General features: G+C 38.8%; 7 protein-coding genes. 1 reads left to right on the top strand and 6 read right to left on the bottom strand.

Annotated features, from left to right (window positions below):
- From QV06_RS06490 to QV06_RS06470, 6 genes are all read right to left on the bottom strand, one after another.
- A partial coding sequence (locus QV06_RS06490; protein ID WP_156541990.1) for a hypothetical protein occupies positions 1 to 531 on the bottom strand: 531 nt, incomplete at its 3' end.
- Complete coding sequence (locus QV06_RS06485; protein ID WP_082985058.1) at positions 452 to 5,929, bottom strand: beta strand repeat-containing protein; 5,478 nt, start codon at positions 5,927 to 5,929, stop codon at positions 452 to 454. The genes QV06_RS06490 and QV06_RS06485, both read right to left, overlap by 80 nt.
- A 61-nt stretch (positions 5,930 to 5,990) precedes the next feature.
- Positions 5,991 to 6,116, bottom strand: a complete 126-nt coding sequence (locus QV06_RS11490) for an ESPR domain-containing protein (RefSeq protein ID WP_082985057.1) — start codon at positions 6,114 to 6,116, stop codon at positions 5,991 to 5,993.
- Between the two features lie 289 nt (positions 6,117 to 6,405).
- Positions 6,406 to 8,292 carry a molecular chaperone HtpG gene (gene htpG / locus QV06_RS06480; RefSeq protein ID WP_065237428.1) on the bottom strand — a complete coding sequence of 629 codons (1,887 nt, stop codon included), beginning with the start codon at positions 8,290 to 8,292 and terminating at the stop codon, positions 6,406 to 6,408.
- Positions 8,293 to 8,459: 167 nt separating this feature from the next.
- Complete coding sequence (locus QV06_RS06475; protein ID WP_065234196.1) at positions 8,460 to 9,032, bottom strand: opacity family porin; 573 nt, start codon at positions 9,030 to 9,032, stop codon at positions 8,460 to 8,462.
- A gap of 42 nt (positions 9,033 to 9,074) precedes the next feature.
- On the bottom strand, positions 9,075 to 9,605 hold the full coding sequence (locus tag QV06_RS06470) for a SprT family zinc-dependent metalloprotease (protein WP_065237427.1): 531 nt from the start codon (positions 9,603 to 9,605) through the stop codon (positions 9,075 to 9,077).
- A gap of 211 nt (positions 9,606 to 9,816) precedes the next feature.
- Here QV06_RS06470 and clpB point away from each other — a divergent pair, with 211 nt between their 5' ends.
- Complete coding sequence (gene clpB, locus QV06_RS06465; protein ID WP_065237426.1) at positions 9,817 to 12,390, top strand: ATP-dependent chaperone ClpB; 2,574 nt, start codon at positions 9,817 to 9,819, stop codon at positions 12,388 to 12,390.
- Positions 12,391 to 12,427: the final 37 nt, after the last annotated feature.

Here is a 12,427-nt window from a genome sequence, read left to right as displayed (position 1 = left end):
GGTTAAAGTAGCTGTACCCTCATCACCGGCCTTATCACCCACTTTTAAGGTGCCTTCAGTCGCCAGTTTTCCTGCTGTTTCTACTGCTACACTACCTGATTTTATTTCAGTGTCGCCTTTAACCGTAGTCGTACCGCCTGTGATATTGACTTCACCTTGGCGGGTAGTACCATCTGGATTTGTACCTTGATCGACGGTTAATTTACCTGCGGTAGTCGTACCTGAAGAGTTAATCGTACCACCATCGGCTTTTAATTCACCCGTAATATTCGTTGTACTATTAGCGCCTAAACTCACAGTACCCGCACTTGCAGTTAATTTATTCGCTGTTGTCTCTGCGTTGAGTTGAAGTTCACTGTCTTTACTATTCACTGTGATTTCATCTGCTTTCACAGTGCCATCAGAGGTGAGGCCACCGCCTGATAAAGTGAGGTCACCATTCGGGCTTAAATCAAAAGTACCACCTTGATGAACGGTAGTTGTCCCCCCCCCCAGACAAGTTAGCTGAGCTTGAGGCTGTAATCTTACCATCCTCATTCACATCAACGGTACCACCACTAATAGCAATATTAGTAGTGTTAAGTGTGCCATTTTTATTAACATCAACATCACCACCGCTAATGTTAGCCGTTGATGCAGTAACTGTACCGGCAACATCCACATCCGCTGTGCCACTGATATTAAGTTCTTGATTGAGGGTCGTAGTACCACCAGCACCTAAACTCACAATACCCGCACTGGCAGTTAATTTATTCGCCGTTGTCGCTGCATTGAGTTGAAGTGCACTGTCTTTACTATTCACTATGATTTCATCTGCTTTCACAGTGCCATCAGAGGTGAGGTCACCGCCTGATAAGGTGAGATCACCATTCTGACTTAAATCAAAAGTACCACCTTGATGAACGGTAGTTGTCCCCCCAGACAAGTTAGCTGAGCTTGAGGCTGTAATCTTACCGCCCTCATTCACATCAACGGTACCGCCACTAATAGCGATATTAGTAGTGTTAAGTGTGCCATTTTTATTAACATCAACATCACCACCGCTAATATTAGCCGTTGTTGCAGTAACTGTACCGGCAATATCTATATCTACATCACCACCACTTATATCTAATTTAGTGAGTGAAGTATTGCTTCCTTCACCCAAAGCGACTGTACCTGAGCTTGCTGTTAAATTTGTTGCTTGAGTTGTACCAGTTGAATTTAACGTACCGCCTTGGACATTAATATCAGTAATTGGAGAAGTTTTAGTCCCTAATGAACCTGTATTCTCTAATTTTCCATCTGCTTTGATATTCACCGTTTGACTGGTTACAGTACCGTTATTAGTTAAAGTTGCTGTATTTGGAATACCTTTGTCTTCATTACCTACATTTAAGGTATCACTATCTAAAGTAGCACCACTTGCTACAGTAACTGCTCCGTCATTTAAGTTTGTGGTGGTTACATCAGTTTTACCACCCGTAATATTCACTGTACCCGCTTGTGTTGCATCATCTGCTTTCGTTACGGTTAAAGCATCTGCTTTTGTGGTACCTGAAGAGGTTAAAGTACCGCTCTCTACTTTTAATTCACCCGTTACATTTAAGCCCTCGTTACCTGGTGTAGTTGAATCATCAACCTTATTATTCGTTAAGGTTGCATCAGATTTTACTGTAATGCTACTTGCATTAACGGTTCCATTATTAGTTAAGCTTGCGGTTCCAGGGTTGCCTTGTCCATCACCTACTGCTACCACGTCACCTGATAATGTCGCACCGTTACTGACTTCAACTTTACCTTCATCAATATTTGTAGTATTTGCTGTTGTCGTTCCACCAGTAATTTTCACTGTACCCGCTTGTGCTGCATCCTCGGCTTTCGTTACGGTTAAAGTGCCTGCTTTTGTGGTACCTGAAGAGGTTAAAGTACCACTTTCTACTTTTAATTCACCCGTTACGTTTAAGCCCTTTTGAACATTATCTCCTTCGTTCTCATCAGTTACACTATTGGTTAAATTACCATCACCCTTCACAGTTACGCTAGTTGCTACAACGCCACCTGTCCCTGAAATAGTAAGTTTTGCTGCATCACTGTCTTTAGTACTATCAGCATCACCAACAGTAATAGCACCGCCATCTAACTTACCCGCTGATACAGCAACTTCGCCATCTTTAATAGTGGTTGAACTTGCAGTTGTTGTACCACCTTTAACATTTACCGCCCCACTTTCTACTGTTAAGCTGCCAGCTGTGGTTGTGCCTGATGTGTCCAATGTACCACCATCAACTTTAAGTTCATTAGTAACCTTTAAGCCCTCTCCCGTTGTAGAGGTATTAGTTAGTTTGCCATCTTTATTTACTTCAACATTATTTGCAGTCACTTCACCCGCATTGGTTAAAGTAGCTGTACCTGGTCCACCAGCCTTATCACCCACTTTTAAGGTGCCTTCAGTTGCTAGTTTTCCTGCTGTTTCTACTGCCACGCTACCTGATTTAATTTCAGTGTCACCTTTAACAGTAGTCTTACCACCTGTAATATTGACTTCACCTTGGCGGATAGTGCCATCTGTATTTGTACCTTGATCAACTGTTAATTTACCTGCTGTGGTTGTACCTGATGAATTAATTGTACCACCCTCTGTTTTTAGCTCGCCTGTAACGTTTAAGCCCTTTTGAACATCATCCTCTTCGTTATCATCAGTTACACTATTGGTTAAATTGCCATCACTCTTCACCGTTACGCTAGTTGCTTCAACTGCTCCACCCGTAATGTTAAATGAGGCTGCATTATTTGCTGCATCTTTATCATCTCCATCTCCAACAGTCACTGCTCCCGCATTTAATTTACCGCCTGAAACCTCAATCGCACCATCATTAATCTGTGTTGTCTTAACCGTAGTATCACCACCAGTAATAGAAACCGAACCCGCAGTTTCTGTTGGAGCAGCATCATCACTTTCTGTACGAGTGCCTTTATCAACAGTTAAAGTGCCTATATTTGCGCTACCTGAAGACTCAACTTGTCCACCTTGAACATTCAGTGTACCAGTTACCTTGATACCCTCTTGCTTATTCGTTGTAGCTTTGTTATCAGTTGCAGTATTACTTAACTTACCGTCTGCTTTAACATTCACTGTTGTGCTAGTGATACTACCCGTACCACTGTTTTCTAAAATTGCGGTTGTCGCACCGCCCTTTCCATCACCTACATTAATCTCTGTACTGCTTAATGTACCTGTATTGCTCAGTTTTCCATCGTTAATGTTAGTGGTATCGCTATTCAATGTCCCTGTATTAGCTAAGGTTCCTGTTTCCACATTGGTGGTGGCGAGTGTATTACTTGCAGTCAATGTAAGTGTTCCAGCACCTTTCTTATTCAATGTACCTTTAGCATCATTCAGTGCAGTGATATTGGCATTGCTATCTTGAGTGACAGAAACACCGTCTGCAACATCAACATTTAGATTGCCTGCTAAGCCAATCGTATCACCCTTTCCGCTATTAAAACCTGAAAATAAGGTTTCTTCTGTTGTCGGTTTTAAATTGACAGTCCCCGTACCTGCAATACTGATTTTAGCGTCTTTATCTCCATCATTAGCTTCATCTGAAGTAATATTTTTCGCATTAGCTGTACCTGATACCGCCAGTTCACCACCATTAACTTTAATATCTGCTGGCTGTCCATCTTTTTCGACTGTTAAAGTACCGCTAGTTTGAACATCAACCTTACCATCATCGCCCTTAATGGTTACACTAGTAGCTTTAGTGGTTGCACCCTCTTTAACTACCACACTCGCTGTTCCAGCAGTACCAGTCTGATCGCCTACTGTCATGTCTCTAGCATTGAATGTAGTGTTTTCACCTGATGCCGTTATTGTTCCAGCATTGACAGTTGTTGTGGTCGCTGTCGTTGTGCCACCTGTGATATTGACCTCACCTTGGCGGGTGGTACCCTCTGGATTTGTACCTTGATCAACTGTTAATGTACCTGCTATGGTTGTGCCTGATGAGGCTAATGTACCGCCATTAACCGTAATAGAGCCTGTCCCATTATTAACACTTAATGTGCCCTCGTTGGTAACCTTACCATCAGTATTAATAACAACACTCTTCATCGTTGGTGTTTGACCTGAAGCTATGGTTAAGTTTGCTGTCGCTGGTCCTTCAATATTATTACCAACGGTCACATCTCCGCCGTTAAAGGTCGTTCCTGCTTGTAATGTACCATCATCAATTAGTGTTTTACTTATGGTCACTGCTTGAGTAAAGGAAACTGTACCATCACCTTGTTTTCTTAAAGTGCTACCTGCTTCACCTGTAATTTGATTAGCAACTTGGTAATCATTTGAACGATTAATCCCAACAGTTGCGCCATCTTTAACCGTAATATTGCCAGTACCAAATGTTCCTGTGGTACCACCATTACCTGCTTGCAAAGTACCTGCTTTAATAATCGTTTCACCCGTTTGTTTATTATCAGCTGTTAATACTAAAGTACCTCTACCTATTTTAGTATAAGCGCCTACCTGTGAATCACCTTTAGGAATCACTAGACGAGAAGTTACTGCGAATAAATCCCCTTGACAATCAGCAGTAGTACAATAATGTAATGTTTTTGGGCTTGTATTAGGTGAATCTGGATTTGAGTTTAGATTTTGAACATTCATATCTTGGAAATAGGCATTTTCATCTTGAACAACGACCTTATCTCCAACAACTTCAATATTGGTATTACCTGCACCTAAAGAAACGCCTAAATGACGTCCATCACTTGCTGTTCGGCTGGTAATACCTTGGAATAATTTTTTCTTATCATCCGTAATTTTTAATGTACCACCATTTAAGGCAATAATAATTTCCTGCTCACTTTGATCTCTTTCAGTAATCGATCCTATCCTTTCTCGACTAACTCCTGTTGTTTCAATCGTACCGCCACTCAAATACAGACGAGCAGAGTTTAGGCTATCAGACGAACTAATAATAATCCCTGTTGTATTAGTAGTATCTGTACTAGCACTTGTATTACCAACTTTTAACGTACCGTCTGTAACATTAACAATCGCATTACCATTCCTAGCATCACTTAAACGCTCATAACCCAAATATAGATGATTTTTAATATTAACGTCTCCTGCCGAGACATTTAACACCCCTTTCGCCCCTGCATAAGAGAGAATAGTATCATTCCCTAACGTAACATCTCCCCCTTTTGCATTAAATACAATGGCATTATTAGTATAGGTTCCTATATATGTGGTTCTATTTTCTTCTATATTATTAAGATTGACGGTTGAGCCTTGCTCAGCATTAACTGTAATATACTCTAAATGTTTAGGAACCTCGATTAATGTACCTGTACCATTGACTTTTCTCTTGTTTGTATGAGCAAAACCTACATTAGCATCACTAGATAAAGTCCCTCCATCTTTAATATTTAAGTTAATAACGTGACTTGCATAATTTGAAAAACCTGAAGCTCCAGCGGCACTGACAAAGTCATAATCTTTATCCTCCCTAACCGTATTTACTAACATCTTGAATGTTCCATTAACATCCATATCTAAGTAAACACGCCCATCTTTAGCTTGTATCCCTCCGCGTAAAGTAGAAACTAGATAATTTTTATTTCCATTAGTTAAGTCTGCTCCAATGGTCTTAACGGTATTTTTATCTTCAATTACTACATTAGGATCAATAATAATTCGACTTGGATTATTTAAAGTTGTACTATGAAAGTAAATAAAACGCTCAGTATTACTATTCTGGCTTTCAGGAATATTTTCATTATAAAAAGTTCCATCCTGAGTGAATTTCAGGATATCACCACCTTGAAGCACATGACCTGTAATTGTTTCACCATTAGACGCTGTGAGTGTGGATGTTTGAGAGCCAAAAAATGAGCTTGTACCACTATTAGTATATTCTGTCGCAACTACTTGATTAGACAAACCAAATAGCGTAATTAAAGCTAAAGGCTTTAAAATAAAAATAGACTGTTTTTTTATACTATTAAGAAGCTGGAGGGGGGGGGGTAATTTTACTTGCTGACGACTTTCCTTTTGCACGAGAAAGCTCAGAAACGCACTGCCATACTCCTAATACAGCATTCCAAATAACACGATAAATTTTATTCATACTGTTAACCCTTTTATTTAATATGATAAATAATTAAGCAAACTTTATAATCAATATTCTAAGCTAAATTATCAAACAAATCTTGTTTACTATCTTAAAAATTGGCGGATTTTAACAGCATTTTTTTTCAAATACTAGACTTATAAAAAATTTTTATTATTCTAATCCCTCCCCCTCTCAATAATTTCATTTCTTCTTGTTAATCAATTAGTTAAATATTTTTATAAAAAATAGCTCTTAAATTTATAAGGGAACCTAATATTAGCTTCCCTTACTGAAAAACTATCAATTAACTTAATAATTGATTAATACGTTTAATAAATGCGGCTGGATTTTCTAACGTGCCTCGCTCTGCTAACAACGCTTGATCGAATAACAACTCAATCCACTCTGCAAATTGTTGTTCATCAGCAATATCTGCCACTTTTTTCACTAAACGATGTTCTGGGTTAAGTTCAAAAGTATATTTCACTTCTGGCATTTTTTGCCCTGCTGCAGCAAATAACTTCGCCATTTGCGTTGTCATTTGATCGCTATCTGTTGATACAATCGCAGGCGTTTCACTTAAACGGTGAGTTAAACGAACATCTTTGACACGTTCACCTAATAAGGTTTTAACGCGTTCAATAAATGAAGCAAATTCTTGTGCTTCTTCTTTTTGTTTATCCTCTTCCTCTTTATCCGCTAAATCGCCAAGATCAAGATCAGACTTAGTAATTGTTTGTAATGGCTTACCATCAAATTCTGTGAGATAGCTTAGCATCCATTCATCAATACGATCAGATAGCAGTAATACTTCAATGCCTTTCTTATTGAAGATCTCTAAATGTGGGCTATTTTTCGCTGCCATATAGCTATCTGCCGTAATGTAATAAATAGCTTTTTGCCCTTCTTTCATCCGCTCCACATAATCAGTTAGAGAAACAGTTTGTTCGCTACTCTCATTATGGGTTGAGGCGAAACGTAATAATTTCGCAATCTCTTCTTTATTAGCTGGGTCTTCTGCTGGTCCTTCTTTTAATACCAAACCAAATTCTTGCCAGAATTGTTGATATTTCGTTTTGTCTTCATCTTTCGCTAATTTTTCTAACATTCCTAACGCACGTTTAGTCAATGCTTTACGTAACGCCGCAGTCACTTTATTGTCTTGTAGAATTTCACGAGAAACATTTAATGGCAGATCATTGGAATCAATTAAGCCTTTAATAAAGCGTAAGTAATTCGGCATAAATTGTTCTGCATCATCCATGATAAAGACACGTTGTACATACAATTTCAAACCGTGTTTTTGTTCACGATTGAAGAGATCCCACGGTGCTTTTGCTGGTAAATATAATAGGCTAGTATATTCTTGATTTCCTTCAACTTTATTATGCGCCCATAGCATTGGGTCAGCAAAATCATGGCTTAAATGTTTATAAAACTCTCTATATTCTTCATCACTAATTTCTGACTTAGAACGCGTCCAAAGCGCTTGAGCTTTATTAATTTTTTCCCATTTAACGCCTGTTTCTTTACCTTCTTCATCATATTCTTTGGTTAAGATTTCTACTGGTAAGCCAATATGATCAGAATATTTGCCAATAATTTCACGCAAACGCCACTCATTTAAGAACTCTTTTTCATCTTCACGTAAATGTAAGGTAATTTCTGTACCACGTTCTTTTTTCTCAATATCCGCAACACTAAATTCACCTTCACCCGCAGATTCCCAAAGTACCCCTTGTTCCGCACTCACACCCGCAGCACGTGTTTTTACCGTTACTTTATCTGCCACAATAAACGCTGAATAGAAACCAACCCCAAATTGTCCAATCAGTTGGCTGTCCTTCGCTTGTTCTGAACCTAATGAAGATAAAAATTCTTTAGTCCCTGATTTCGCAATAGTACCGAGATGTTCAATCGCTTGCTCACGGGTCATACCAATCCCATTATCACTAATTGTTAAGGTACCTTTATCTGCATCAAAGCTAATTCTTACTTTTAAATCACCGTTGCCTTCATATAATTCTGGTGCAGATAATGCTTTAAAACGAAGTTTATCGGCAGCATCAGAAGCATTAGAAATAAGTTCTCTTAAAAAGATCTCTTTATTAGAATAAAGTGAATGGATCATTAATTGCAGAAGTTGTTTAACTTCTGATTGAAAACCTCTCGTTTCTTGATTCTTACTCATATATTTTCCTTTCTAGATATCAACCAACATACTTTAATCAATTATGCTGACATAATCGTCACACATCGGCTGCATAAAATAGGTATAAAAATGTCGATTTCAAGATTTTAGGCAATAAAAAAGTGCGATCGCTATCGATCACACTTTTTCCACAATATAGCTCTAACTTAGAATGAATATTTAAGCCCCACTTTTAAGCCATATTGGTTTAATTTAACACCACTCCAATTACCTAAACGGTTATATTCTAAAGCAGTGTTAAGATCTAAACTCGGCGCTAAACCATAATTTGCCCCAACCATAGCACCATAGCCTAATTTTGTTGAAGAATCTTTATCATTATGGCTTCCTGTATTATCTACATAAGAATCTGTTACTTTTACGCTATTAGCTGATAAACGCGCCCCTACATAAGGTTTAATTGGTGCATTTAAATCAATATCATAAATTGCAGATACGCCAAAACCTTGCGCTTTAGCTTTCGTATGTCCTTTTACTGTGCCGTCATTATAGCTACCTTTCGCTTTGCCATAGTTTGTATAATCTACCGCAGCACGCCAATCACCCATTTTATAACCGACCGCAATACTTGGTTCTAAATTGCTATCGCTAATATTGCCATGAGCAAGACCTGAAGTTTTTAATTTTGAATAGCCTAAATCACCTTGAACATAAACTTCTGCATTGGCTGCTGATGCAACTACTAATGCACCTAATGCAACGGCTAATAGTTTTTTCATTTGCTCTCTCCTTATTTGATCAAATAAATCTGGCGCAATATATCACGATTTTTTAAATTTAGTATCTCTTGTTTCAACTTTTTCAAACCGTAACCTTGTCTTACACTGTTTACAGAAATACTCTACTCCATCACGCAGGACTTTATTATGTCTGCGAATACTTAAATAGTGAATTTGGCAAGCACAACGATAAGGATACGTTTTGCCCTGCACACTTTGTACCGCAAATTGATGTTTGGTGTCAGCTGGCACCCCAAACACTTCTGTCATTACCATTTTCCACTCTTTCCCATGTGGCGGTACTCGCCCAAATAGTTGATAGACCACTAAATGAGCCAATTCATGTGGTACAACTTGATCAATAAATGTCTGTTGATTTTCTAGCAGTAACACGGGATTCAATCGGATTTCCCATTCTCGTAAATAAGCCACACCTGCTTTTACGCCTCGTAATTGATAACTTACGGCTGGACGAGGAAATTCACATTGAAAATAATCCTGTGCCAGTTGTAAGCAGTAGGATAATTTTCGATTTACTTGTAAATGGAGATGTCGTTCTTGTTGTGTTGTCATTAGGCTCTGTAATATTTTGGTTACTACTTAATTAAAGCAGATGATCTTAACGGATCTTTTTCCGCTTTGTCATCTCAACCTTATCTTATCAACAATATTCTTAACCATATTCAACTTTTTGCATATAAATTTTTAGTAATTCCCTTGAAAGCGATTAAGGCATACCCATCTTATGCCTCGCGAAAGACAAATGGTCGTCGAGGAGGATTATATGAATATCGAGAAATTTACTACCAAATTCCAACAGGCTTTAGCTGAGGCACAATCTCTCGCTATCGGGAAAGATCAGCAATATATTGAACCATTACACTTAATGAGTACATTGCTACAACAAGATGGTGGCTCAATCGCACCTTTACTTACTGCTGCTGGCGTGAATGCTGCGCAATTACGCCAAACTATTAATCAAGAAATTGATCGTTTACCGCGTGTATCGGGTAATAGTGGTGATGTACAAGTTTCACCTGCTTTAGTCAGAATGTTGAATTTATGCGATAAATTCGCTCAACAACGCAATGACAAATTTATCTCTTCTGAACTTTTTGTATTAGCCGCCTTAGACAGCTCTGACAAACTGAGCGACTTGTTAAAGAAAAGCGGGCTTACTAAACAAAATTTAACAGCAAGTATTGAGAAGATGCGTGGCGGTGAAAATGTAAATGATGCTGGTGCAGAAGAAACTCGCCAAGCATTACAAAAATATACGATTGATTTAACAGCAAGAGCAGAAAGCGGCAAGTTAGACCCTGTGATTGGGCGTGATGATGAAATTCGCCGTACTATTCAAGTGTTGCAACGCCGTACAAAAAATAATCCAGTATTAATTGGTGAACCTGGGGTAGGTAAAACAGCGATTGTTGAAGGGCTTGCTCAACGTATCGTAAATGGAGAAGTCCCAGAAGGATTACGCCATAAACGGGTACTTTCTCTTGATATGGGAGCGTTAATTGCTGGTGCTAAATATCGTGGTGAGTTTGAAGAACGTCTTAAAGCCGTATTGAATGAGTTAGCTAAAGAAGAAGGTCGTATCATTTTATTTATTGATGAAATTCATACCATGGTTGGCGCAGGTAAAACTGATGGTGCGATGGATGCAGGTAACCTATTAAAACCATCTCTTGCACGTGGTGAATTACACTGTGTCGGGGCAACCACTTTAGATGAATACCGTCAATATATTGAAAAAGATGCTGCTTTAGAGCGCCGTTTCCAAAAAGTATTAGTCGATGAACCGAGTGTGGAAGATACGATTGCAATTTTGCGTGGTCTAAAAGAGCGTTATGAAATCCACCACCATGTACAAATTACTGACCCAGCGATTGTCGCCGCAGCAACCTTATCTCACCGCTATATTTCTGATCGTCAGTTACCAGATAAAGCGATTGATTTAATTGATGAAGCGGCTTCAAGTATTCGTATGGAAATCGACTCTAAACCTCAACCATTGGATAAATTGGAACGCCGTATTATTCAATTAAAACTTGAACAACAAGCGTTACAAAAAGAGGAAGATGAAGCGAGCCATAAACGTTTAGAAATGCTTGAAAAAGAGTTGAATGAAAAAGAAAAAGAGTATTCTGAGCTAGAAGAAGTTTGGAAAAGTGAAAAGGCAGCTCTTTCTGGTGCACAACACATTAAATCTGAGTTAGATAATGCGAAAACCCAGATGGAACAAGCATATCGTGCAGGTGATATTGCAAAAATGTCCGAATTAAAATACAGCACCATTCCTAACTTGGAAAAACAATTAGAACAAGCGGAAAGTGCTGAAGGCAAAGAGATGACCTTATTACGTTATCGTGTTACTGATGAGGAGATTGCAGAAGTGCTTTCTCGCGCAACAGGTATTCCAGTTGCTCGTATGATGGAAGGAGAAAAAGAAAAACTATTACGAATGGAAGAAGAGTTACATAAACGTGTTATTGGTCAAAATGAAGCCGTAGAAGCCGTCGCTAATGCAATTCGCCGTAGTCGTGCTGGTTTAGCAGATCCTAACCGTCCAATTGGATCATTCCTCTTCTTAGGACCAACTGGGGTAGGTAAAACAGAACTCTGTAAAACCTTAGCAAACTTTATGTTTGATAGCGAAGATGCAATGGTGCGTATTGATATGTCTGAATTTATGGAAAAACATTCCGTTTCACGTTTAGTCGGCGCACCTCCAGGCTATGTCGGTTATGAAGAAGGCGGTTACTTGACCGAAGCCGTACGTCGTCGTCCATATTCTGTTATTTTGTTAGATGAAGTCGAAAAAGCACACCGTGATGTGTTTAATATTTTATTACAAGTCTTGGATGATGGACGTTTAACTGATGGTCAAGGTCGTACTGTGGATTTCCGTAATACGGTGGTGATTATGACGTCAAACTTAGGTTCAGATTTAATCCAATCTCAAGCCCAAGATCTTGATTATGGTGAAATGAAAGAAGTGGTGATGTCAGTAGTAGGACAACACTTCCGTCCTGAATTTATTAATCGTATTGATGAAAGTGTTGTATTCCATCCACTTGGCAAAGAGAACATCCGTGCGATTGCTTCAATTCAATTAGGTCGCTTAATTAAACGGATGCAAGAACATGGTTATCTCTTACACTTTACTGATCAAGCGTTAGATTACCTCGGTGAGGTCGGTTACGATCCAATTTATGGTGCAAGACCATTAAAACGTGCAATCCAAAATTTAGTCGAAAATCCACTTGCACAACAAATTTTGTCAGGTGCCTTATTACCAGATAAGACTATCGAAATTAGTTTTGCCGATGGCAAAATGATTGCAAAACAATAATTCATCATCTTACACCACCATCAGTCAAATGCTGATG

The organism is Gallibacterium genomosp. 3 (assembly GCF_001678475.1).
In the GTDB taxonomy this organism is placed as follows: Bacteria; Pseudomonadota; Gammaproteobacteria; order Enterobacterales; family Pasteurellaceae; genus Gallibacterium; species Gallibacterium faecale.
The sequence above is the reverse complement of the archived record's forward strand: the minus strand, read 5'-3'. Positions and strand labels throughout refer to the sequence as shown.

Excerpts from the sequence above, each read along its gene's own strand:
- QV06_RS11490 (WP_082985057.1), bottom strand. The coding sequence starts at position 6,116 with ATGAATAAAATTTATCGTGTTATTTGGAATGCTGTATTAGGAGTATGG.
- htpG (WP_065237428.1), bottom strand. The coding sequence starts at position 8,292 with ATGAGTAAGAATCAAGAAACGAGAGGTTTTCAATCAGAAGTTAAACAA.
- QV06_RS06475 (WP_065234196.1), bottom strand. The coding sequence starts at position 9,032 with ATGAAAAAACTATTAGCCGTTGCATTAGGTGCATTAGTAGTTGCATCA.
- QV06_RS06470 (WP_065237427.1), bottom strand. The coding sequence starts at position 9,605 with ATGACAACACAACAAGAACGACATCTCCATTTACAAGTAAATCGAAAA.
- clpB (WP_065237426.1), top strand. The coding sequence starts at position 9,817 with ATGAATATCGAGAAATTTACTACCAAATTCCAACAGGCTTTAGCTGAG.